This is a genomic window from Rhizobium sp. CAU 1783 (genome assembly GCF_054551725.1).
In genome coordinates this window covers 181,549-203,572 of the sequence record NZ_JBTOLM010000001.1, presented here as the reverse complement: position 1 = coordinate 203,572, position 22,024 = coordinate 181,549, and the positions used below count along the sequence as shown (strand labels likewise).

General features: G+C 64.0%; 21 protein-coding genes. 8 read left to right on the top strand and 13 right to left on the bottom strand.

Annotated features, from left to right (window positions below):
• Positions 1-37 precede the first annotated feature (37 nt).
• A complete protein-coding gene (locus ACX93L_RS00865; RefSeq protein WP_459403091.1) occupies positions 38-1,462 on the top strand; it encodes a gamma-aminobutyraldehyde dehydrogenase in 1,425 nt (474 codons plus the stop codon).
• A 48-nt stretch (positions 1,463-1,510) separates the two neighbouring features.
• On the opposite strand, the gene ACX93L_RS00860 is transcribed toward ACX93L_RS00865, so the two are convergent.
• Both ACX93L_RS00860 and ACX93L_RS00855 read right to left on the bottom strand, forming a co-directional pair.
• Positions 1,511-3,436, bottom strand: a complete 1,926-nt coding sequence (locus ACX93L_RS00860) for an FUSC family protein (RefSeq protein ID WP_459403090.1) — start codon at positions 3,434-3,436, stop codon at positions 1,511-1,513.
• 9 nt (positions 3,437-3,445) lie between these two features.
• Entirely contained in the window at positions 3,446-3,898 is a 453-nt protein-coding gene (locus ACX93L_RS00855; protein ID WP_459403089.1) for a MarR family winged helix-turn-helix transcriptional regulator, read from the bottom strand.
• Positions 3,899-4,061: 163 nt separating this feature from the next.
• Here ACX93L_RS00855 and ACX93L_RS00850 point away from each other — a divergent pair, with 163 nt between their 5' ends.
• The gene (locus tag ACX93L_RS00850) at positions 4,062-4,502 is read left to right on the top strand and encodes an SH3 domain-containing protein (protein ID WP_459403088.1); all 441 of its coding nucleotides are present in this window, start codon (positions 4,062-4,064) and stop codon (positions 4,500-4,502) included.
• Between the two features lie 147 nt (positions 4,503-4,649).
• Here the strand turns inward: ACX93L_RS00850 and tal are convergent, their stop codons facing one another.
• From tal to ACX93L_RS00835, 3 genes are all read right to left on the bottom strand, one after another.
• Positions 4,650-5,606 carry a transaldolase gene (tal, locus tag ACX93L_RS00845; protein ID WP_459403087.1) on the bottom strand — a complete coding sequence of 319 codons (957 nt, stop codon included), beginning with the start codon at positions 5,604-5,606 and terminating at the stop codon, positions 4,650-4,652.
• 124 nt (positions 5,607-5,730) lie between these two features.
• Positions 5,731-6,621: a methylated-DNA--[protein]-cysteine S-methyltransferase gene (locus tag ACX93L_RS00840; protein WP_459403086.1), complete on the bottom strand. Its 891-nt coding sequence runs from the start codon at positions 6,619-6,621 to the stop codon at positions 5,731-5,733.
• Positions 6,622-6,871: 250 nt separating this feature from the next.
• Positions 6,872-7,369 (bottom strand): DUF2244 domain-containing protein, encoded by a 498-nt coding sequence (locus ACX93L_RS00835; RefSeq protein WP_169595125.1) that lies wholly within the window; start codon positions 7,367-7,369, stop codon positions 6,872-6,874.
• 22 nt (positions 7,370-7,391) lie between these two features.
• Between ACX93L_RS00835 and nth the strand changes: the two genes are divergently transcribed.
• Positions 7,392-8,168 (top strand): endonuclease III, encoded by a 777-nt coding sequence (nth, locus tag ACX93L_RS00830; protein ID WP_459403085.1) that lies wholly within the window; start codon positions 7,392-7,394, stop codon positions 8,166-8,168.
• Here the strand turns inward: nth and ACX93L_RS00825 are convergent.
• From ACX93L_RS00825 to ACX93L_RS00805, 5 genes are all read right to left on the bottom strand, one after another.
• Entirely contained in the window at positions 8,165-8,875 is a 711-nt protein-coding gene (locus ACX93L_RS00825; RefSeq protein ID WP_459403084.1) for a sulfate transporter family protein, read from the bottom strand. The two genes, nth and ACX93L_RS00825, sit on opposite strands and share 4 nt — an antisense overlap.
• A gap of 95 nt (positions 8,876-8,970) precedes the next feature.
• Complete coding sequence (locus tag ACX93L_RS00820) at positions 8,971-9,762, bottom strand: carbon-nitrogen hydrolase family protein (RefSeq protein WP_459403083.1); 792 nt, start codon at positions 9,760-9,762, stop codon at positions 8,971-8,973.
• A 93-nt stretch (positions 9,763-9,855) separates the two neighbouring features.
• On the bottom strand, positions 9,856-10,515 hold the full coding sequence (locus ACX93L_RS00815) for an exopolysaccharide biosynthesis protein (RefSeq protein WP_459403082.1): 660 nt from the start codon (positions 10,513-10,515) through the stop codon (positions 9,856-9,858).
• A 139-nt stretch (positions 10,516-10,654) separates the two neighbouring features.
• Entirely contained in the window at positions 10,655-12,496 is a 1,842-nt protein-coding gene (locus tag ACX93L_RS00810; RefSeq protein ID WP_459403081.1) for an ABC transporter ATP-binding protein, read from the bottom strand.
• Between the two features lie 55 nt (positions 12,497-12,551).
• Positions 12,552-13,715: a M20 aminoacylase family protein gene (locus ACX93L_RS00805; RefSeq protein WP_459403080.1), complete on the bottom strand. Its 1,164-nt coding sequence runs from the start codon at positions 13,713-13,715 to the stop codon at positions 12,552-12,554.
• Positions 13,716-14,039: 324 nt separating this feature from the next.
• On the opposite strand from ACX93L_RS00805, the gene ACX93L_RS00800 reads away from it, so the two are divergent.
• The 3 genes from ACX93L_RS00800 to ACX93L_RS00790 all read left to right on the top strand — a co-directional run bounded on the left by ACX93L_RS00800 (position 14,040) and on the right by ACX93L_RS00790 (position 17,734).
• The gene (locus tag ACX93L_RS00800; RefSeq protein ID WP_459403079.1) at positions 14,040-15,746 is read left to right on the top strand and encodes a peptide ABC transporter substrate-binding protein; all 1,707 of its coding nucleotides are present in this window, start codon (positions 14,040-14,042) and stop codon (positions 15,744-15,746) included.
• Positions 15,747-15,819: 73 nt separating this feature from the next.
• A complete protein-coding gene (locus ACX93L_RS00795) occupies positions 15,820-16,830 on the top strand; it encodes an ABC transporter permease (protein WP_459403078.1) in 1,011 nt (336 codons plus the stop codon).
• Entirely contained in the window at positions 16,823-17,734 is a 912-nt protein-coding gene (locus ACX93L_RS00790) for an ABC transporter permease (protein WP_459403077.1), read from the top strand. The genes ACX93L_RS00795 and ACX93L_RS00790 overlap by 8 nt, the downstream gene beginning before the upstream one ends.
• A gap of 192 nt (positions 17,735-17,926) precedes the next feature.
• Here the strand turns inward: ACX93L_RS00790 and ACX93L_RS00785 are convergent, their stop codons facing one another.
• The 3 genes from ACX93L_RS00785 to ACX93L_RS00775 all read right to left on the bottom strand — a co-directional run bounded on the left by ACX93L_RS00785 (position 17,927) and on the right by ACX93L_RS00775 (position 20,421).
• Positions 17,927-19,258, bottom strand: coding sequence for an NAD(P)/FAD-dependent oxidoreductase (locus ACX93L_RS00785; RefSeq protein ID WP_459403076.1), 1,332 nt, complete (start codon positions 19,256-19,258; stop codon positions 17,927-17,929).
• A gap of 149 nt (positions 19,259-19,407) precedes the next feature.
• Positions 19,408-19,758: a ribbon-helix-helix domain-containing protein gene (locus ACX93L_RS00780; protein ID WP_169595114.1), complete on the bottom strand. Its 351-nt coding sequence runs from the start codon at positions 19,756-19,758 to the stop codon at positions 19,408-19,410.
• A 96-nt stretch (positions 19,759-19,854) separates the two neighbouring features.
• A complete protein-coding gene (locus ACX93L_RS00775; protein WP_169595113.1) occupies positions 19,855-20,421 on the bottom strand; it encodes a DJ-1/PfpI family protein in 567 nt (188 codons plus the stop codon).
• Between the two features lie 122 nt (positions 20,422-20,543).
• Here ACX93L_RS00775 and ACX93L_RS00770 point away from each other — a divergent pair, with 122 nt between their 5' ends.
• Together ACX93L_RS00770 and ACX93L_RS00765 are read left to right on the top strand one after the other, a co-directional pair.
• A complete protein-coding gene (locus tag ACX93L_RS00770; protein ID WP_459403075.1) occupies positions 20,544-20,897 on the top strand; it encodes a hypothetical protein in 354 nt (117 codons plus the stop codon).
• A 111-nt stretch (positions 20,898-21,008) separates the two neighbouring features.
• Positions 21,009-22,004, top strand: coding sequence for a P1 family peptidase (locus ACX93L_RS00765; protein WP_459403074.1), 996 nt, complete (start codon positions 21,009-21,011; stop codon positions 22,002-22,004).
• Positions 22,005-22,024 lie beyond the last annotated feature (20 nt).

The window sequence follows — 22,024 nt, the reverse complement described above, 5'->3', positions numbered from 1 at the left end:
GGTCCGCACCTGAAAGACAAAACTGAGGGAGAACGATATGGACACGCAAATGCTGATCGGCTCGACGTTCGAGGCCGGCACGGAGACGGAAGAGAAGATCCTCAATCCGAAGACCGGGGAAGCCATCCTCGACCTGCCTGAAGCCTCCCTCGCCCAGGTTGATGCAGCCGTCGACGCCGCCGAAAAGGCGTTCGACAGCTGGTCCGCGACGACGCCGGGTCAGCGCTCTGCCTACCTGCTCGCCATCGCCGACGCGATCGAGAAGGATGCCGACGGCTTCGCGGCGCTTGAGAGCCTGAACTGCGGCAAGCCGATCAACGCGGTGAAGAACGACGAAATCCCGGCCATCGTCGACTGCTGGCGCTTCTTCGCCGGCGCCGTCCGCTCGCTGCACGCACCCGTAGCCGGCGAGTACCTCCCCGGCTTCACCTCTATGATCCGCCGCGATCCGGTCGGCATCATCGGTTCGATCGCGCCGTGGAACTACCCGCTGATGATGATGGCCTGGAAACTGGCCCCCGCGATCGCCGGCGGCAACACGGTCGTCTTCAAGCCCTCGGAACAGACCCCGCTCACCGCCCTGAAGCTCGCCAAGCTGCTTGCCGACATCCTGCCGGAAGGCGTGGTCAACGTCGTGCTCGGCCGAGGAGAGAGCGTCGGCAACGCGCTGATCAACCACCCGAAGATCGGCATGGTGTCGATCACCGGCGACATCGCCACCGGCAAGAAGGTCCTTGCCGCCGCGTCCAAGACGGTGAAGCGCACCCATCTCGAGCTCGGTGGCAAGGCCCCGGTCATCATCTATGACGACGCCGACGTCGATGCCGTTGTCTCCGCGATCCGCACCTTCGGCTACTACAATGCCGGCCAGGACTGCACCGCCGCCTGCCGTATCTATGCCTCAGACAAGGTCTATGATAACTTCGTCGCCGACCTCGCCTCCGCCGTCTCGACGCTGAAGTTCAACCAGGTCGACGACACCGAGAACGAGATCGGCCCGCTGATCTCGAAGCGCCAGCGCGACCGCGTCGAAAGCTTCGTTGCCCGTGCCTCGGAACACAAGCACATGGAAGTCGTGGCCGGCGGCAAGGTTTCGGGCGACAAGGGCTTCTTCTACGCCCCGACCGTCATCGCCGGCGCCCGCCAGGACGACGAGATCGTCCGCCGCGAGGTCTTCGGTCCCGTCGTCTCGGTCACCCGCTTCTCCGACACGGACGATGCGATCGGCTGGGCCAACGACAGTGACTACGGCCTTGCGTCTTCCGTCTGGACCAAGGACATTTCCCGCGCCATGAAGACAGCCGCCCGCCTTCGCTACGGCTGCACCTGGATCAACACCCACTTCATGCTGTGCAACGAAATGCCCCATGGCGGCCTGAAGCAGTCCGGCTACGGCAAGGATATGTCGGTCTACGCGCTGGAGGACTACACCGCCGTGCGCCACGTCATGATCGCGCACTGAGACGGAACAACGACGGCGCGGCTCCACCGCGCCGTCGATCCCCATGCTTCAGCCGACCCGCCTGAGAAAGGCGATGTTTGCCTGAAGCGCCCCGGCCGCACTGGCAACCGAAGCGCCGACGCGCTCGTGGCGGCCCAATAGACGGCTTGCCACCCGGTCAAGAGCGACGGCGGCCTTCTGCGGTTCCGAACTGATCTTCTTCAACCGCTGCAGCGCTGCCCTGGTGGCTCGCTCCTCGCTGTCGGACAGCGAACCATCGCGCACGAGATCCTGAAGCGACAGGATCGAGTACCCGATCGACAAGATGGCAAGCGCGCCGTCCGTGACTTCGCGATGCGTGCCGCCGCTCCGCTCGGCAAAGCGGATCAGTCGGAAAAGCCGGTGATAAAGGCGCGCACGCCATGTGAGGCGATGCTGCGAGGCGTCCTCGGCACGCGCCATATCCTGCAGTTCGTGCACCATCATGGAGATCAGTGTTTCGAGGCGCGCACCCGCATTGAGGGGAAAGATCACCCTGTAGGCGAGGATCGCCACCAGGGGCGCGGCGACCACGGCCACGATGCTCGAAAGCATGGTCGGAAGATCGCCCGGCAATGGGAACTCCGGATGGAGAAGCAGCAGCGACACCATCGCATAGTCGAACGCGGAGGGAAGCGTACGCCGATGGGAGAAGAAAAGCGCGCCGGCGAGAATGAACGGCATGGTGAGCAGCACCACCTGCAACTCGTTGGCCGCCAGTGGCCAGGCGAGGAAGCGGCAGGCGAACGCACCCGCGGCCCCGAACACCTGACCGAGCAGCACGAAGCGCATCGTCTGCGCCGGGTTGTCGAAGGTCGAGAAGATCGTCGTCATGATCGACAGGCCGAGCAGCAGGAAGGGTGCCGCCGTCCAACCCGTGACGACCCAGAACAGGCCGACCGCGAGCATGCAAAGCATCGCACGGATCGCCGCCTGCCGCGCGCCGACCCAGTCCCGGTGCAGCACCACCGGATGGCTGCCCTGTATGGCGGTACTCGTCGTCCCCACATCCTGCCCGAGCGCGATGCGATAGGCGCGGATCGCCTGGCTGAGCGATTGCAGCGCCTCGCCGAGATCGCCTTGCAGGCCGGCGAAATCGGCCGCCCGGTCGATAAGCGCCAGCGGTCCGTCCGAACCATTGCCGCTTTCGAAGCCCGCTGCCGCCTCGTCCAGCAGTCCCGCAACCGCTTCGCTTTGCCCATGACCGCCACGGCGGCCGGCAAGCAACAACGAAATCTGCACGGAGAGCACCGTGCGCATGGCACGAACCGCCTGGCGCGAGCGACGTGACCCGGCGCCGTGTGGGTCGAGCATTTCGTCGATGGCCGCCATTTCGGCGAGGAGGCTGCGCTGTTCGTCGTCGAGCGCGGTCGCACTGCCTTCCCTCAGCGACGCGGCGAGATCGCGCAGCAGACGGGCCGTCAAGCGGCGCATCCGGCCGGTCATTTCCTGCTCGGCGGCGGACGGAGTCAGGACCCAGCCGATCACCAGCGCCGTCAGGACGCCGAGCAGTATTGTCGCGGCCCGGTCCGCGCCGAGCGCCAGCACATGGTCGGGATGAGCGGTATCGAGCAGCGCCACCATGGAAGCCGAATAGCCCGAAAGCATGGCCCCGTACGAGACATAGCCGCGAAGCAGGTTTCCGGCGGTCACGCAAATCCCGATCCAGAGCGAAAGGCCGATCACCAGCGGTCGCGGATCACCGCCAGAAACGGCGACCAGCACCACCCCCGCCACCACGCCGACAAGCGTGCCGAAAATACGGAAGAAACTCTTTTCCAGAAGCTGTCCCCGTGTGGGCTGCGCCGCCGCCCACACCGTCATCGCCGACCACTGCGGATGTTCAAGACCGATCAACCACGCGATAAAGAGGGCAAGACACGCCGCAATCGCGGTGCGCAGCGCGAAGTTCAGCCGCGGCAGGTCGAAACCGATTGCCGCTATTCTCTCGATCATGGACAAGGCTCAGCGTTCCTCGGTCCGGGACATCGCCCGGATGCGCGCTTCGATCTTCTCAAAGGCGCCGAGAAGCACGGCGATCTCGGCATCGTCCAGATCCCGGAGCATCTCATCCTCGCACGGGATCAGGCGTGTCAGGATCTCGTTGAGGCGCTCGGTGCCGGCCGGCGTCAAGTAGAGACGCTTCGTCCGGCGGTCTTCCGCCCCCGTGCGACGCTCGACAAGTCCCTGTCCCTCGAGGATATCGAGGAGCCTGACGAGGCTCGAGCCGTCGAGGCCGATCCGCCTCGCAAGCTCTTTCTGCGTCAGGCCGTCGCCGATCCGCTCGAGATGAAAAAGCGGCGACCACGTCGCATCGCTCAACCCGACGGCAGCCACCGCCTCGTCCACGTGCTGGCGCCAGCGCCGTGACAATCCCACGAGCCGAAACCCGAATTCCCTGCGTGATGTCTTCGTCATGAAATTGATTTGCATCACAATCATTTTGATATCAAGCAAATTCACTCGACAAAAGTTTGCGACCCGATCAGCGATGCAAGGCTGGCGTTTACCTTGGTCGTGGAAAATGCGGCAACGAAAGCGCCGCTGTACTATCGTCAGCCGCAGTCAACGGAGTTTCCGCATGTACCGCGCCCTGTCCGCCCTGGTCGCCCCCGCCTTTCTGGCCACGGCCCTCTGCCTGCTGCCGCCGGCGCTGTTCGCGCAGGAGCCGCAGGTCATCCCCGCGCCCGGCGTCGGAGGTGTCGCGCCGATGGACGGGTATGTGTGGCATGTCCGCGGCCTGCCGCCGGGCCAGCCGCTCCCAGTCTATTCCGGCGCCGGGTCCGCCTTCCGCGTCATCCTGATGCTCGAAGAGGGAACGCCGATTGAGCGATTGAACTGCAAGGAAAGCCGCGGCGGCTTCTGGTGCCGCGTCGCCACCGTGGGGCGGCCGCGCATCAGCGGCTGGGTCGACGGTCGTTTTCTCCTGGAGGAAGCAGGCTTCGCATCGCCGGAGGACCTTCGTCCGTCGACGGATCCGTTGATTGTCATAGACCCCTTCGAGCACCCACCGAAAAAATAGAGGACACGGCTGACGGGCCCAATATGGGGGGAACGTCGTATGCAGGTTCGCAATCCATTCGCCCGGACAAACCGTACTCATGGATCCTCGGGGCAATTAAAGTCAAAGGCGGAGCGCGAACCCCGCTCCGCCTTCGGCAAGCCGGTATCAGGCGGCGAGCGCCTTGGCGATCTGGACGCGCAGCGTGCCGAGATCCTTGGCGAAGCCGCGGATGCCCTCGGCGAGCTTTTCGGTCGCCATGGCGTCCTCGTTCATCGCCCAGCGGAAGGCCTTCTCGTCGAGCGAGACATGCGGCTCGGCCTTGACGCTTTCCGGAGAAAGAACGCGCGGCAGGGTGCCGGTGGCGGCATCGAGTTCGTCGAGCAGCTGCGGGCTGATGGTCAGGCGGTCGCAGCCGGCAAGCGCTTCGATTTCAACGGCATTGCGGAACGAGGCGCCCATGACGATCGTCTTGATGCCGTTCGACTTGTAGTAGTTGTAGATCGACCGCACGGAGAGCACGCCCGGATCGGTCTCGGCGGTGTAGTTCTCGCCGGTCGACTTCTTGTACCAGTCGAGAATACGGCCGACGAAGGGCGAGATCAGGAAGACATTGGCTTCGGCGCAGGCGATTGCCTGGGCCTTGGAGAAGAGAAGCGTCAGGTTGCAGTCGATGCCTTCGCTCTGCAGCACTTCCGCCGCGCGGATGCCCTCCCAGGTCGAGGCGAGCTTGATCAGGATCCGGTCACGCTCGATGCCGCGTTCCTTGTAGCCGGCGATGATCTGGTGGGCCTTTTCGATCGATGCCTTGGTGTCGAAGGAGAGGTCGGCATCGACCTCGGTCGACACCCGCCCCGGAACGAGCGCGGCAAGCGCTGCGCCGACGGATACGGCCAGGCGATCGGCAACCGCGCCGACCACGGCGTCGCTCGCCCCGCCCTTGGCCTTGCCCCAGGCGATCGCTTCCTTGAACGCGTCGGCAAAGGCATCGGTGCCGAGCGCCTTCAACACGATCGACGGATTGGTGGTGCAATCGACCGGCTTCAGGCGCGCAACGGCCTCGATGTCGCCGGTGTCGGCAACGACGGTGGTCATGGAGCGAAGCTGTTCGAGTTTGGAGGTCATCGTCTTTGTCCCTGTGCTGGCCGGCAAGCCGGAAAAATCCACGCGACTATCACCAGCCGAAGATGGCAAAGTCAAGGACGGGCACCCCAGGATTTCAATCGATTTATGCACAGGTTCGACGCTATCAGCCGCCCACTTTTCCCGCTTCCCAGCCGAGCATGGCGCGTTTGCGGGTGAGCCCCCAGTGATAGCCCGTCAACGCCCCGCTCTTGCCGAGCGCCCGATGGCAAGGCACCACGAAAGAGATCGGGTTGCGACCGACGGCGGCACCGACGGCACGGCTCGCGGTCGGTTGGCCGATCCTGGCCGCGATGTCGGAATAGGTGACCGCCTTGCCGAGGGGGATCTCAAGCAGGCTTTCCCACACCCGGACCTGGAAGTCGGTGCCGATCAGCACGACCTTCAACGGCTGGTCGCCGCACCATTTTGCCGGATCGAAGACACGCTCGGCATAAGGCGCTGTCGCAGCCTGGTCGGCGACGAAATTCGCCGCCGGCCAGCGCTCGGCCATGTCGTCGAAACAGGCTGCCTCGCCGCCTGGATCGGCGAAGGCAAGGCCCGCCAGCCCGCGATCGGTGGCCATCACCAGCGCCAGACCGAAGGGCGACGGAAAGAAGCCGTAGCGGATGGTGAGCCCCGCCCCCTTCGCCTTCCATTCGCCCGGCGACATCGCCTCGTGGGTGACGAAGAGATCATGCAGCCGCCCGGGGCCGGAAAGCCCGAGCTCGATCGCTGTTTCAAGAAGGGGCATGCCCTCCCGGCCGAGCAACCGCTTGGCGTGGTCAAGCGTCACCGCCTGCAGGAAGGCCTTCGGCGACAGCCCCGCCCAGCGGGTGAACGTCTTCTGAAGCTGGCTCGGCGACTGCCCGAGCCGCACCGCCATCGTCTCCAGCGACGGCTGGCGCTGGTAGTCGAGCGTCAGCATCTCGATCACCCGGCGGACCGTTTCGTAGTCGGAGCCTTCAGGCGTGACGTCGCTGATGGCGGAAAGGTCGATCTGTTGCGCAAGGGTCATGGCTTTGGTCCTCATCTGTGACCCGACTTCACCACGCGAGCGGCCAGCGCGCCACCCGTTTCTTGCCGGGCCAGGAGACGTTCGATGACCTCAAGTCAAAAGATTGCCCCTCACCCTGACCCTCTCCCAACAAACGGGGAGAGAGGACGGCGATGGCAGTTCCGCTTGGGTCTTCTCCCCATGACCATGGGAAGAAGGTGCCGGCAGGCAGATGAGGGGCTGATCACCGACCTCTCAAAGGACACCCAAGTCAGATCCGCCGCTTCACCGTCGCCAGCGCCCCCTTGAAGGCCCGCGCGAAACTCTCACGATCGTCGGGATTGAGGAAGGACCCGACATCGGTGCGCTTCCCCTGCCCTGCCACCTGCATGGAGACGATGCCGATCTCGTCGTGGCGTTTGACGAAGAAGCGCGCCCAGAACGGGTTGAAGCGATGTTCGGTCATCCGCCCCGAGGGCGTGAACTTGCGGATCGAAAGATTGGTGCGGGAGACGATGACCTCCTCGCGGGCGCGTGCCGCCCGGTAGTTCAGCCAGAAGGCACCGTAGAGCAGGAGGAAATCGAGGCCGAAGAACAGGCCGATCGGCCAGGCACCGGTCGCCATGAAGAAGGCGGCATGTACGGCGCAGACGGCACCGGTGATCATCAGCAGGATGCGAAAGCCCTTCCGCCCGAGCGAGCGATAGGGCACGAGCTCCGCCGCAAATATCGGCTGTTCTGCGATAGTGTCCACATTGCCTTCCGTCATTGTGCCCGACTATAGATTGTCCATGACCGACCCGATCAAGAAATCCAGCACCCAAACCTTGAAAAAGTCAAATCCCGGGAAGGCAGTTCGCAAGGCCGCGACCCGCTCGCTCTACTCGAAGACCGAGCTAGAGGAGATTTTTCGCCGCTTCTCGATCCAACGGCCCGAGCCGAAGGGCGAGCTTGAACACGTCAATCCCTTTACCCTTGTCGTCGCCGTGGCGCTCTCGGCCCAGGCGACCGATGCCGGCGTCAACAAGGCCACTCGCGCCTTGTTCAAGGTCGCCGACACGCCGGAGAAGATGCTGGCGCTCGGCGAGGAAAAAGTCCGCGACTACATCAAGACGATCGGCCTCTACCGCAACAAGGCGAAGAACGTGATCGCGCTTTCCCAGCGCCTCGTCGACGTGTACGGCGGAGAGGTGCCGAAGACGCGCGAGGAACTGGTGACCCTGCCCGGCGTCGGCCGCAAGACCGCCAACGTGGTCATGTCCATGGCGTTCGGCATCCCGACGATCGCGGTCGACACCCATATCTTCCGCATCGCCAACCGGCTCCGCCTCGCCCCGGGCAAGACCCCGGACGAGGTCGAGGACAATCTGTTGCGGATCATCCCGAAGCACTGGCTTTACCACGCCCATCACTGGCTGATCCTGCACGGGCGTTACTGTTGCAAGGCGCGCAAGCCGGAATGCGAGCGCTGCGTCATCGCCGACATCTGCAAGTCGCTGGAAAAGACCTGCGACATCCCCGCCCCGCTGGTCGAGCTTCCGCCGCAGGTCTTCGGAGAGACCGCTTAAACAGCCAGCGGGTCGCGCTGCGTGAGCTTCTTGTGCAGGTGGACCATCATGCTGGCGGCAAAGAGCGGCGTCAGCAGGTTGAGGATCGGGATCGCCAGGAAACCGGCGATCACAAGACCGCCGACGAACACCGTGCCGGAATGGCGCGAGCGGAATAGCCGCGCGTCCTGCGGTGAACGGAAGCGCATCGCGGCAAACTCGAAGAATTCACGCCCGAGCAGATAACCGTTGACCAGGAAAAAGGCGACGATGTTGACGCCCGGCACCAGAAGCAGCATCAGCGCCACGATATTGCCGGCGATCACGATGCCGAAGAACTTGAGCGAGGCAATGATCGCCTCGCCGATCGGCATGGCAATTCCCGGCTGGTCCGTCGGATAGTCGCGCTTCTCGATAACCTCGGCGACGTCGTCGAGGAAGAGGCCAGCGATAATCGCCGTCACGGAGGACAACAGAAGGGCAAGCGCCAGCGCAAGGCCGATGCTGGCAAACAGCCCGAAGACCAAGGTCAGCCAGCCGGCCCAGGCCGGCGTTCCGGGGAGCAGGCCTTCAACCCATGGCATGGCATAGGTCATGAAGGCCTCGCGCAGCCCGAGCCACAGGCCGGCCAGCACCAGAAGCGTCAGTCCGATCACCTTCCAGAACACGGAGCGTGTCTCGGGTGCGAAGAGATTGCGCAGGGCAAGGCCTGCCGCGTCGAGGATCATCCGGGTCTCCTTGAATGGCCGTTTCAGGTGGCCGGATCGCATGTAGGGTGCCGACGAGGAGCGGACAAGATCGCGACCTTGTCCGCCGGGCGAGCCTAGCCGATGCGGTAGAGGCTAGGGCGCCGGTCGACGAGATACGGGTTCTGACGACGGCAGTCGTCATAGGCCGACCGGTCGAGCTCGGCGACCAGCAGCGTCTCGCGGGTACCTGCCCGGGCGAGCTCGTCGCCGTCCGGACCGACGATCACCGATCGTCCGCTATAGGCAAAGTCTCCTTCCTCGCCGCACAGGTCCGCATAGACCAGGAAGACGCCATTCTCGAAGGCGCGCGTCGGCACCACCATGTCGGCGACCCGCCGGCTGATCTCGCCACGCGGAAGCGCCGTCGGCACCAGCACCAGTTCCGCACCGGCGAGCGCCAGCGTGCGCACATATTCAGGAAACTCGACGTCGTAGCAGATCAGCATGCCGGTACGGATGCCGAAGAGATCGAAGACATGCGGCACCTCGGCACCGGGCGTGAACGACGCGCGTTCGCCGTCGCCGTAGAGATGCCCCTTGCGGTAGAATTCGCAGCTTCCGTCCGGCCGGACCAGGACGGAAGAATTGTAGACGGTCGCGCCGTCCCGCTCCGGGAACCCGGCACAGACCGCGAGATCGAATTCGGCGGCGATGTCGCAGAGCGCAGCGATGACTTCGCCGTCACGCCCTTCGGCGATCTCGGCGAACCCTTCCGGGGTCAGCCCATAGCCGCTGAGCGCGAGCTCCGGTGCGACCAGCAGTTCGGCCCCCATGTCGGATGCCGCTTCCGCCGCCTGGGCGATCTTGGCGAGATTGGCGGCCGCATCGCCCGAAACGGGCTGCATCTGGTATAGCGAAATCAGCATGGCATGTCCTGCGCGTGAGATGGGATGGCGGACGATAGGACGGCGCGGAAGACTTTGCAAAGTGCTTCGCCGGCCGCAAACAGCTTTCCCGCGTCAGAAGATCGTCGCGGTCAAAAGGAGAATGAAGCCCTTGATGAGCGCGACGAGGACACCCGCCACCACCGTCACCGACAGGGCGAACATGACTGTGCCGAGCAGCACGCAGAACCCGTCGCGCTCCAGGATGCCGAAGGAGAACAGGCAGATCGCGATCGCCGGCAGGATGTTGCCGAGCGGAATGGGCAGGATGAGGATGATCGACAGGATGAGACAGAGCAGGCCCGTCAGGTACTCGGCCGGCGGATAGACCAGAAACGAAAGCCGTGGCCTGAGCATCCGCTCGCCCCGCGCCAGCCACGGCGAGATGCGGCTGACAATCGAGGCGAAGTCGGTGCGCGTCATCGACCGGTTGGCGATGACCTTCGGCAGCCAGGGCGACTGGCCGAGCATCAGCTGCGCCGACAGGAATACGAGCGGCGCCCCTGTGAGTGCCGAGGTGCCGGGCGGCGTCGGGACGATGTTGGGAAGCGCGAAGATCAGGATCAGCGCCCCGAAGGCTCGATCGCCCATGGCCCGGAAGATGTCGGCGACGGAGACGCGATCGAGGCTTTCATCACCGGCGATGCTGGTCAGGATTTCGGAAAGCCGGCCGCCATGTCTGCGCGCACGTCCCTCTCTCGGACCGTTCTCGCGCTCTCCGTCGATGGACTCCATGCAATCTCCCCGGCACTCTCTCGTCTGTCTGTTCACGGTCATAAAGACAGACAATGACCGATGTTTGATGAACACCGTCCGAAAGGCCCTGCCGGCCGAATTGAAAGCCGGCCTGCAAGGATGCAGGTATCCCGGCGGCTCACACCTGCACGAGATGCCCGGCCGAAACCTCGCGGTACTGCCGCTGCGGCGGCTGATAGCCGACCGGTCTTACCGGGCTCTTGATCTCGTCGGTCGAAATGTTGCGCCGGATGCTTCGCCGCGCCGGGTCGGGCACGGGCACCGCCGCCATCAGTTTCTTCGTATAGGGATGCTGCGGATTGTCGAACACCGCCTGCCGCGGACCGATCTCGACGATCTCGCCGAGATACATGACGGCGACCCGGTGGCTGACCCGCTCGACGACGGCCATGTCGTGGCTGATGAACAGGTAGGCGAGATTGAAGCTCTGTTGCAGGTCGAGGAGCAGGTTGCAGACCTGCGCCTTGATCGACACGTCGAGCGCCGACACCGCCTCGTCGGCGACAATCACCTTCGGATCCAGCATCAGCGAGCGGGCAATCGCGATGCGCTGACGCTGGCCGCCGGAAAACTCGTGCGGATAGCGCCGCATCATGTCCGCCTTGAGCCCGACCCGCTCGAGCAGGTCGGCCGCCTTGTCGCGCGCCTCGGCCTTGCTGCCGAGCCCATGCTCGACGAAGGGCTCCATCACCGCCGACCCGACGCTCATGCGCGGGTCGAGGCTGGCGAAGGGGTCCTGGAACACCATCTGGATGCTGCGGCGCATGTTGCGCAGCGACCGTCGGTCGAGCCGCACCACGTCGTAACCGTCGAGCGCGATGGCGCCCGCCGTCGGTTCGACGAGCCGCGTGATGGATCGCCCCGTTGTCGACTTGCCGCAGCCGGATTCACCGACGAGAGACAGGGTCTCGCCTTCCCTGAGATCGAAGGACACGTTCTCGACGGCATGGACCGCGCCGCTTTTGCGCCCGAACAGACCGGAATGAATGTCGAAACGCGTCGTGAGGTTCTTGACCTCGAGCACCGGCCGCTTGGTGCGATCCACCCCGCCTGCCTCCGTTTCCGGAACCTTCGTCTCACCCGTCGCGATGTCGATCACCGGGAAGCGCATCGGCCTCTCGCGCCCGCCCATCGACCCGAGCCGCGGCACGGCGGACAAGAGTGCTCGGGTATAGGGGTGTTTGCCGCGATTGAAGATGTCGTCCGTCGTGCCGGTCTCGACCGCCTCGCCGCGAAACATCACGATCGTCCGGTCGGACACTTCCGCCACCACGCCCATGTCGTGGGTGATGAAGAGGACGGCCATGCCCTCCTCTTCCTGAAGCACCTTGATGAGGTCGAGGATCTGACCCTGGATCGTCACGTCGAGCGCGGTGGTCGGCTCGTCGGCGATCAAGAGCTTCGGCCGGCTGGCCAGCGCCATGGCGATCATCACGCGCTGGCGCATGCCGCCGGAAAACTGGTGCGGGTAATCGCCGAACCGTCCCTTCGCGTTCGGAATCCGCACCTTGTCGAGCAGGCGCAGCACCTCGGCATTGGCTTCAGCGGTCGAAACGTCGCGGTGGCAGGTGATCGCCTCGGCGATCTGCTTGCCGATCGGGAAGATCGGATTGAGGCTGGTCATCGGCTCCTGGAAGATCATCGCGATGTCGTTGCCGCGGACCTTGCGCATGTCTTCCTGGCCGAGCGTCAGGAGTTCACGCCCGTTGAGCTTGACGCTTCCCTCTATGCGGCTCGCATTGGCCGGCAGGAGTCGCATGATCGACAGCGACGTGACGCTCTTGCCCGAACCGGATTCGCCGACGATCGCCACCGTTTCCTTTGGCGCTATATCGAAGCTGACACCCTTGACCACCGAGCGCCATTCACCGCCCACTCGGAACGAGGTCGTGAGATCCCTTACCGAGAGAACCGGGCCGCTGCCCGTTGCTGCCTTGCCGTTGACTGAAACTTCCACCATCCGACGAACCCTCTTAAACCTGCAGTTTCCAACAAGCACGTCCGGTAGCCGAAGATCACGCCGCCAGCGCGGTCTCGGCCAGCGTCACCCAGTAGCTGATGCCATAGGGGATCGCCTCGTCGTTGAAGTCGTAGTCGGAGTGGTGGAGATTGGCGCTGTTGCCATTGCCGATGAAGACGAAGCTGCCAGGCCGGGCCTCCAGCATGTAGGAAAAGTCCTCGGCCCCCATCATCGGCGCGATCTCGTTGTCGACCGCCTTGTCGCCGGAAATACGTCGCATCACGCCGATGGCGAATTCCGTCTCGTCGGCATGGTTGAACGTGACCGGATAGCCGCGCCGGTAGTGCACGTCGACACGCCCGCCGAAGCTTGCGGCGATGCCGTTCGCAACCTCGGAAAGGCGCCGTTCCGCATAGTCGCGCGTCTCCGGAAGCAGCGTTCGAACCGTACCCGTCAGCTTGACCGTGTTGGCAATCACGTTCGAGGCCTCACCGCCATGCACGGTCGCAACGGTGACGACCACCGATTTCAGCGGATCGACCTCGCGCGAAGCGATTGCCTGCAGCGCGATCACGATGTGGGCGGACATCAATACCGGATCGATCGTCTTGTGCGGCTGGGCGGCATGTCCGCCCCGCCCGTGCACGATGATCTCGAATTCGTCGGCCGCCGCCATGACCGAGCCCTTGCGGGTGGCGAAATTGCCGACCGGGATGCCCGGGTGATTGTGCATGCCGTAGACCTGGGAAATCCCGAAGGTCTCCATCATGCCGTCCTCGACCATTTCGCGACCGCCGCCGCCGCCCTCTTCCGCCGGCTGGAAGATCACCGCGATCGAACCGCGGAAGTTGCGGGTCTCCGCCAGGTATTTCGCCGCGCCGAGCAGCATTGCGGTATGCCCGTCATGGCCGCAGGCATGCATCTTGCCGGGGGTCTTCGAGGTCCATTCCTTGCCGCTCGTCTCGTAGATCGGCAATGCATCCATGTCGGCGCGGAAACCGATCACCGGTCCCTCGCCGCGCGTACCCCTGATGATGCCGACGACGCCGGTTCGCCCGATCCCGGTCTTGACGACGTCACAACCGAAGGCTGCTAGCTTCTCCGCGACGAATTCCGCCGTCTCGTAGACGTCGAACAGCAGTTCCGGATTCTCGTGGAGATGGCGTCGCCAGGCCGCGACTTCACCCTGCAATTCGCTCGCACGATTGAGAACAGGCATGCGTCGATCCCTCGTTTATTGTTGTCGTTCGCATTCTTGTGGCGACATACTGCGCTGCCTCAAAGCGCTTTTGCAAGCTGCAATTTTCCGCCTTGAACGCAAAATAGGCCTATGCTTAGATGGCTCAAATTTTGATCAGGCCCGCATTTCAAGGATCTCTTTTTCCAACGGGCAACCACACCGAGCGGAGGCCGAAGAATCAAAATTACGAAACAGGGTCAGTGAGATAACTTTGGACTGACCTTGATTGCCGGGAGAGCGGGAACTCTCCACGGAACGCAATGACGCTCACAACTCCAATCATAATAACAGGGGAACGACGACATGCAGAAATTCCGTATTCTATTGGCAGCTTCCGCCGCGGCATTGGCCATCCAGGCTGCCCCGGCGCTCGCCGAGCGCGGCTCGGACGGCGAACTCAAGATCCTCTTCTGGCAAGCCGTCTCCACCATGAATCCCTATCTCTCGGGCGGCACGAAGGAAGTCTATTCGGCCTCGATGGTTCTCGAACCGCTGGCCCGCTATGACGAAACCGGCACCCTCGTGCCGATGCTGGCAGCCGAAATCCCGACCGTCGAGAACGGCGGCGTCGCAGCCGACCTCAAGAGCATCACGTGGAAGTTGAAACCCGACCTCAAGTGGTCTGACGGTTCGCCGGTAACCGCCGACGACGCGATCTTCACCTGGAAATATTGCACGGCACCGGACGGCGGCTGCGCCCAGTCGGCCTATTACGAAGGCGTGACCAATGTCGAGGCCGTCGACCCGTCGACCATCAAGGTCTCGTTCGCGGAAGCCAAGCCCTACCCCTACAGCGCCTTCGTCGGCGCGCAGTCACCGATCATCCAGGCCGCCCAGTTCAAGGATTGCCTCGGACCCAAGGCGCCGGAATGCACGGCCGCCAACTTCGGTCCGATCGGCACCGGCCCGTTCACCGTCAAGGAATTTAAGGCCAACGACGTCATCACCTTCGAGGCCAACAAGAACTACCGCGATCCTGCCAAGCCCGCTTTCGCCACCGTGACGCTGAAGGGTGGCGGTGACGCAGCCTCCGCCGCGCGCGCCGTGCTGGAGACCGGCGAATTCGACTATGCCTGGAACATGCAGGTCGAGCCGGAAATCCTCGCCACCATGGTCGCCGCCGGCAAGGGCAAGCTCGTCACAGCCTTCGGTACGCAGGTCGAGCGTATCGACGTCAACGCCTTTGCCGTCGATCCATCGCTCGGCGACAAGCGCTCGACGAAGGAGGCGGGTCCGCACCCCGCCCTCAAGGACATCGCCGTCCGCAAGGCCCTGTCGCTCGCCATCGACCGCGACATCATCGACGAGACCGGCTACGGCGAAGCAGGCCAGCCGACCTGCAACATCCTGCCGGCTCCGGATATCTACAAGTCGACCGATGTCGACTGGTGCCTGAAGCCGGATGTCGACGCCGCCAACAAGCTGCTCGACGACGCAGGCTGGGTGAAGGGCTCCGACGGCATCCGCGCCAAGGACGGGGTGCGCCTCTCCTTCCTTTACCAGAGCTCGACCAACTCGGTCCGCCAGGCAACCCAGGCACTGGTGAAGGACATGTGGTCACAGATCGGCGTCGAGGTCGAACTGCGCAACATCGCGGCTTCCGTCTTCTTCGGCGGCGACCCGGCCTCGCCCGACACCTTCCAGAAGTTCTATGCCGACGTGCAGATGTACACCAACAACTTCGACGGCACGGATCCGGAGAAGTACATGGCCGGCTGGATGTGCGACAAGATCCCGAGCCCGGCCAATGGCTGGCAGGGTGAGAACATCGTCCGCTACTGCAACGAGGACTACGACAAGCTCGTCGTCGAACTCGGCAAGACCTCCAAGCTCGAAGAGCGTGCGGTCATCGCCAAGAAGCTCAACGACATGCTGACCAACGACGTGGCGCAGATACCGCTCATCCACCGCGGCAGCGTCTCGTCCCATTCGGTCACGCTCGAAGGCGTCAAGATGAACGCCTGGGACAGCGAGCTCTGGAACGTCGCCGACTGGTCGCGCAAGAAGTAAGTGCCCCTTCGCCGGGCCGGTTCGTGCCGGCCCGGCGATCGCATTTCCTTCGTGACAGTCTGGAGACCATCCGATGTTCACCTTTACCTTGCGGCGCCTGCTGTTCGCGGTGCCGACTCTGCTGGTCATCAGCTTCATCATCTTCGCCCTGCTCGACCTCGCCCCCAGCGACCCGCTGAGCGACCTGCCGCTGACCATTCCTCCCGAGGTTCGCGCGCAGATCCGCGAGGCCATGGGCCTCGATCAGCCCTTCTTCATCCGCTATCTCCGCTGGCTGCAGCAGTTCTTCGTCAACGAACCGCTCAACATCTTCGAGCAGATCACCGGCATCACGGTGGGCGACGGCAACCGCATGCGCGTTCTGTCCTGGGCGACCCGGAGCCCCGTGGTCGACCTGATCGTCCAGCGCCTTCCCCAGACGCTCTGGGTCGTCGGGCTCTCCTATCTGTTCGGCGTGCTGCTGGCGATCCCGATCGGCGTCGTCTCGGCTTATCGCCAGTATTCGGTGTTCGACCAGATCGGCACTTTCGTCTCGATGGTCGGTTATTCCGTCCCGACCTTCTTCACCGGCGTCCTGCTGATCGTGATCTTTTCCTCCTGGCTTCAATGGTTCCCGTCGATCTACGACACCAACCTCGTGGTCAACGACTGGGGAAGCTTCGTCCAGCAGGTCAAGCAGATGTTCCTGCCGGTGATGGTGCTGACGCTCTACAACACCTCGCAGATCAGCCGCTTCGTGCGGGCCTCGATGCTCGACAACCTGCACCAGGACTATGTCCGCACGGCCCGCGCCAAGGGCGTGAAGGAAAAGGTCGTGCTGCTGGTCCATGTGCTGCGCAATAGCCTGATCCCGGTCGTCACCGTGATCGCGCTCGGCGTGCCGACGATCTTTTCCGGCGCCATCATCACGGAACAGATCTTCCGAGTGAACGGCCTCGGCCAATTGCTGATCACCGCGATCCAGGGCGCCGACATCCCCCTCGTCCAGACGCTCACCTTCATCTTCGCGGTGCTGATCGTCCTCTTCAACCTGATTGCCGACGTGCTCTACGGCATTCTCGACCCGAGGATTCGCTATGACTGATGCGATCGCCACCATCGAGACCAAAGCCGGCGGCTCGTTCGCCCGCGATCTGTGGAACCAGTTCCGCGCCCATCCGGGCGGCGTTGCCGGCCTGATCGTCTTCGCCTTCATCGTCGCCGCGGTCTTTCTCGGCCCGCTGATCCACACCATCGATCCGAACAAGATCGACATCCGCGCGAAGAACCAGGGGCCGTCGCTCGCCCACCCCTTCGGCACCGACAATCTCGGCCACGACATGCTGGCGCAGGTCATGGCCGGTGGGCAAATCTCGCTCGCCGTCGGCATGACGGCGATGCTGCTCGCCCTCATCCTCGGAACCTTCGTGGGCGTGCTTTCCGGCTATTTCAAGCGGATCGACGGCCTTCTGATGCGCATCACCGACCTTTTCCTGGCCCTTCCGCTGCTGCCGTTGCTGCTCGTCATCATCATGCTGTTCCGCGATACGCTGAGAGCCGCCTTCGGGCCGGAAACGGGGATCTTCATCCTGATCGTTTTCGTCATCGGCGTCACCAGCTGGATGCATACCGCCCGCATCGTTCGAGGCGACGTACTGGCCGTCAAGAGCCAGGAGTTCGTGCTGGCCGCCAAGGCGAGCGGCATGTGGGAGTACCGGGTGATCCTCAAGCACATCCTGCCGAACGTCATGAGTTCGATCATGGTCTCGGCGACGCTCGGCATCGCCTCCGCGATCATCACGGAATCGGCGCTCTCCTTCCTCGGCCTCGGCTTCCCTTCGGATTTCCCGACCTGGGGTCGCCTGCTCTACGACGGCGCCAACTTCCTGCAGATCAACCCGTCGCGCGTGCTGTGGCCGGGGCTCGCGATCTCGCTGACCGTGCTTTCGGTCAACTATATCGGCGATGCGATCCGAGACGCGCTCGACCCGCGGATGCTGAAACGCTGAACGACATTACACCTACCGTCGTCATGGTCGGGCTCGACCCGACCATCCACGGCGCCACACGCCTTCGGCTTGGATCCTCGGCTCAAGGCCGAGGACGACGACAGTGGAGGCGGTCGGGCCTACGCCCGGTGAGCAGATCGGTGGTAGCCCGCCTTCTCCTCTTTTCGCCACCGAGGGGAAGAGAGATTCGCCTCACACTCCGCTGATCAGTTCGATCTTCGAACCGTCGAAGAAGCGCGACAAGCGGAAGGCGGTCGGATCGACGCAGGGAGCACGCCCGGTCACCAGATCGGCGGCCAGCCGTCCGGCACCGGGCCCGATGCCGAAACCATGGCCGGAGAACCCAGTGGCGATAAAGAAGCCGGAAACCGCCTCGACCGGTGAAATGACCGGAACGGCATCCGGCGTCACGTCGATATAGCCGGCCCAGCGCTGGGCGATCTCGGCATCGGCAAAGACCGGATAGCTCTTGCGCAACTCGGACAGCGCATAATCGGTCCACTTTTCGGAGGGCTTCGGATCGAGCACCCGGCAGCGTTCGAAGGGGCTCTGCTCGTCCATGCGCCAGCGCTGCACCATGCGCGCCTCCTCCAGGAAGCGGCCCGAGACGCGGAAGCGCAGGGACTTCCATTCGCTCTTCAGCGCCGGCAGGAATTTCAGCATGTAACGAAAACTGTCGGGCACGATATCGACGATGTTGTCGTAGGGCGAGGCGATCGTGTAGCCGCCGTCCTGGCGCTTGCGGAAGGCGAAATTGCGTCCGTAGAAGGTCTGCTCCGGACCGCCCTCGATCGGCTTCGTCCGGATGACCGTATTCATGACCTTGAGCTGCGGCAGGTCGATGCCGGCATTGCGCGAAAAGAGGCTCGACCACGCACCACCCGCCAGCACCACCGACGAACATGCGATCGGCCCGCGCTCCGTGATCACGCCCGAAATCCGGCCGCCAGCAGTCTCGATGCCACGCACGGCGCAGTTGGTCAGGAGATGCGCGCCCTTGTCACGTGCCGCCTCGGCGATCGCCGGCGCAGCCTTCTGCGGCTCGGCGCGTCCGTCGGCAGCGGTGTAGAGCGCGCTCTTGAAATCGTGTTTCATGCCGGGATAGAGCCCGCTGAGCTCCGGCCCGTCGACCATGCGCGACTTCATCTGATAGCCGCCGAGCAGCTCCGGCCAGCGTTCGTTGTTGGCCAGGTCGGCATCATCCTTGGAGCCGAAGACGATCCCACACTGGCGGTAGCCGGTGTCCCGGCCGGTGCGCTGGTCGAGCCCCTGCCAGATGCGGATCGCTTCTGCCATCAGAGGCACTTCGCGCGGATCGCGCTGGGAGATGCGAACCCAGCCCCAGTTGCGGCTGGACTGCTCCTCTCCGATGCCGCCCTTCTCGCAAAGCGCCACCGAAACGCCGCGCTCGGCAAGTTCGAGCGCCGTCGATGACCCGATGATGCCCCCGCCAATGACCACGACGTCGACGCGGGACGGCAGCTGAGCGTCACCCTGGACGGGAACGACCTTGGGACCGGGCATGGCGGATCTACTCCTGCAAGCGTGGGGCGGGTCCGGCGGGAAATGAAATGGCGAAGCCGCCGGAGGAAGGAACCTGAGCTATAGCAGGGCGAAGCTCGCCCGTCACCCGGCTGGCGCCACGCACCGGCCATGCGCCGCCCGCAAGGCGGTCAGTGATATTTGGCCTGTTCCGCACTCAGGATGCTGTCGGCGTCGAGTGCTGCGATCGGCAGATCGGTATTGGCCGGAATATCGCCGGAAAGCTGGAGTGCGAGGTAACGCCCGCAACAGACGCGGAGGAAAGAAGTGAAGTTGCCGAGGTCGTGGCCGGCATCGATCGATTCATGATAGAGCTTGGCGATCAGCTGGATCACCGTCATGCGGTCGCGCCGTCCGATTTCCTCGAGCGTCATCCAGAAGAAGTTTTCCAGCCTCACGCTGGTCACCATCCCGTCGATCCGCAGCGACTTGGTATGGCTTTCCCAAAGGGCCGGATCGGCCTGGATGAAGAGCTTGCACATTCTGTCCTCCCGGATGTGCGATCCTCTGTTCGGATGGCAACCTATAGCGAAACGGCGGAACCTTGAAGCTCCGCCGTCTCGTCCATTGGTCATGTCTCAGGCGGAAAGCACCGCAAGGAACTGCTTCAGCCACGCCGGATGCGCCGGCCAGGCGGGTGCCGTCACCAGATTGCCGTCGGTGACGGCCGCGTCGATGGCGATGTCGGCATAGGTGCCGCCGGCAAGCTCAACTTCCGGACGGCAGGCTGGATAGGCCGAGCAGGTACGGCCTTCGAGCACGCGTGCCGCCGCAAGAATCTGCGCGCCGTGGCAGACGGCCGCGACCGGCTTGTTTGCGTCAAAGAAGTGCTTGACCGCCGCGATAACCTCCGGATTGAGGCGGAGATATTCCGGTGCACGCCCGCCCGGAATGACCAGCGCGTCGTAGTCCGAAGCCTTGATGTCGGCAAAGGTAGCGTTGAGCGCAAAGTTGTGGCCGCGCTTTTCGCTGTAGGTCTGGTCGCCTTCGAAGTCGTGGATGGAGGTGGCGATTGTCTGTCCGGCCTTCTTGCCGGGGCAGACGGCATGAACCACATGCCCGACAGCCAGGAGCGTCTGGAAAGGCACCATGGTCTCGTAGTCTTCGGCAAAATCGCCGGCAATCATCAAAATCTTTTTCGACATATCATCCTCCCGTTCTGGAATGTCGGGCGGACGCTAGCAAACAGGCCTTGGCCGCGGGTATTATGGCAATACTACAGCCGAAATAATTCACCCTCGCTGTCCGGGACCGCGGTCCTGCGATCGTGGGAAACGAGCATGGCGAGGTTCATCAGGTGAGCGTGGTTCCAAAACTTCGATTGTTCTTCGAATGGGGCGGTGGCGCCTTGTGGTGCGGAAACGAGGCGGCCCTGCAGCGTTTCGACGTCGGTCCGGTGGAAGAGAAGCTGCCGCTGTCGAACGCGATCCGCCGACGGCTGGAGGACATGACGGCGTGGCACGACACGGCTCTCGACTGGGACAACCCCTCCGGCCCCAGCCCGTGGTCGAAGGCGGAGGACGAGAAATTTGCCGAAGCCGCCGCCCGCCTTTTCGACGATCTCAGGCAGGAACTCGGCCCCGGCTACGATCTGGTCAACGAACACCGCCCGGTTCACTGAAAGCAGTTGCCGTCGTTGCGGTACGCTTCCGTCGCTTGATTCCGCACGCGGACAAGGCCAGTCTCGCCGAGACCGCTTCGCGGCGGAGACGAGACGACGAAAGGCTGAAACATGGTTTCCCACCTCAATCTGCTGACCGATGTCGAGGGTGTCGCGGTCGGCCACGCCACCGACCTGAAGCTCGGCTCGGGCGTCACCGCGATTGTCTTCGAGGAGCCTGCGACCGCTTCCGGCAGTGTGCTCGGCGGCGCGCCGGGCGGGCGCGAGACCGCGCTCCTCGATCCGGCGATGACCGTCGAGGCGGTCGATGCCTTCGTGCTCTCGGGCGGCTCCGCCTTCGGCCTCGACGCCGCCGGCGGCGTACAGGCGGGGCTTCGCGCCATCGGTCGCGGCTTTCCGGTCGGCGATGTGCGCGTGCCGATCGTGCCCCAGGCCATCCTGATGGATCTGCTGAACGGCGGGAACAAAGACTGGGGCCTGCATTCCCCCTATCGCGACATGGGCTACGAGGCTTTCCTCGCCGCAAAGGGAGGCGCCTTCGACCTCGGCAGCGTCGGTGCCGGCACGGGCGCCACGACGGCGACCTTCAAGGGCGGCTTGGGCTCCGCGAGCGTGATGACCAGCAGCGGACATACGGTTGCGGCCCTGGTCGCTGTCAATGCCATGGGCTCGGCGACCATCGGCGACGGACCGTTCTTCTGGGCGGCACCCTTCGAGATTGACGACGAGTTCGGCGCACTCGGCATGCCCGCCGCCTTCTCCTCCCCCGACACGATCCTGCGCGCCAAGGGCATCAACCTGACGGCAACCACCATCGGCGTCGTCGCCACCGACGCGGCGCTGACCAAGGCGCAAGCCCATCGTCTGTCGCTGATGGCCCATGACGGCCTTGCCCGCGCCGTGCTGCCGGCCCATCTACCCGCCGACGGAGACACCTTCTTCGCCGCTGCCACCAATCGCCTGCCGCTTTCGAGTTCCGCCGATTTCATGGAACTCTGTCATCTTGCGACGCTGGTGACGGCGCGCGCCATTGCGCGCGGCGTCTTCGAAGCAGCCTCCTTGCCGATCGACGGAGCGCAGGGGTCGTGGCGCGACCGTTTCGGCTGACTGCCCCCGCCGGCAAGCTG

Coding starts and splice junctions, on each gene's coding strand:
- ACX93L_RS00850 (WP_459403088.1), top strand. CDS start 4,062: ATGTACCGCGCCCTGTCCGCCCTGGTCGCCCCCGCCTTTCTGGCCACG.
- ACX93L_RS00775 (WP_169595113.1), bottom strand. CDS start 20,421: ATGTCGAAAAAGATTTTGATGATTGCCGGCGATTTTGCCGAAGACTAC.
- ACX93L_RS00795 (WP_459403078.1), top strand. CDS start 15,820: ATGTTCACCTTTACCTTGCGGCGCCTGCTGTTCGCGGTGCCGACTCTG.
- ACX93L_RS00765 (WP_459403074.1), top strand. CDS start 21,009: ATGGTTTCCCACCTCAATCTGCTGACCGATGTCGAGGGTGTCGCGGTC.
- nth (WP_459403085.1), top strand. CDS start 7,392: ATGACCGACCCGATCAAGAAATCCAGCACCCAAACCTTGAAAAAGTCA.
- ACX93L_RS00865 (WP_459403091.1), top strand. CDS start 38: ATGGACACGCAAATGCTGATCGGCTCGACGTTCGAGGCCGGCACGGAG.
- ACX93L_RS00840 (WP_459403086.1), bottom strand. CDS start 6,621: ATGACCCTTGCGCAACAGATCGACCTTTCCGCCATCAGCGACGTCACG.
- ACX93L_RS00860 (WP_459403090.1), bottom strand. CDS start 3,436: ATGATCGAGAGAATAGCGGCAATCGGTTTCGACCTGCCGCGGCTGAAC.
- ACX93L_RS00805 (WP_459403080.1), bottom strand. CDS start 13,715: ATGCCTGTTCTCAATCGTGCGAGCGAATTGCAGGGTGAAGTCGCGGCC.
- tal (WP_459403087.1), bottom strand. CDS start 5,606: ATGACCTCCAAACTCGAACAGCTTCGCTCCATGACCACCGTCGTTGCC.
- ACX93L_RS00810 (WP_459403081.1), bottom strand. CDS start 12,496: ATGGTGGAAGTTTCAGTCAACGGCAAGGCAGCAACGGGCAGCGGCCCG.
- ACX93L_RS00820 (WP_459403083.1), bottom strand. CDS start 9,762: ATGCTGATTTCGCTATACCAGATGCAGCCCGTTTCGGGCGATGCGGCC.
- ACX93L_RS00835 (WP_169595125.1), bottom strand. CDS start 7,369: ATGACGGAAGGCAATGTGGACACTATCGCAGAACAGCCGATATTTGCG.
- ACX93L_RS00780 (WP_169595114.1), bottom strand. CDS start 19,758: ATGTGCAAGCTCTTCATCCAGGCCGATCCGGCCCTTTGGGAAAGCCAT.
- ACX93L_RS00800 (WP_459403079.1), top strand. CDS start 14,040: ATGCAGAAATTCCGTATTCTATTGGCAGCTTCCGCCGCGGCATTGGCC.
- ACX93L_RS00815 (WP_459403082.1), bottom strand. CDS start 10,515: ATGGAGTCCATCGACGGAGAGCGCGAGAACGGTCCGAGAGAGGGACGT.
- ACX93L_RS00785 (WP_459403076.1), bottom strand. CDS start 19,258: ATGCCCGGTCCCAAGGTCGTTCCCGTCCAGGGTGACGCTCAGCTGCCG.
- ACX93L_RS00855 (WP_459403089.1), bottom strand. CDS start 3,898: ATGACGAAGACATCACGCAGGGAATTCGGGTTTCGGCTCGTGGGATTG.
- ACX93L_RS00790 (WP_459403077.1), top strand. CDS start 16,823: ATGACTGATGCGATCGCCACCATCGAGACCAAAGCCGGCGGCTCGTTC.
- ACX93L_RS00825 (WP_459403084.1), bottom strand. CDS start 8,875: ATGATCCTCGACGCGGCAGGCCTTGCCCTGCGCAATCTCTTCGCACCC.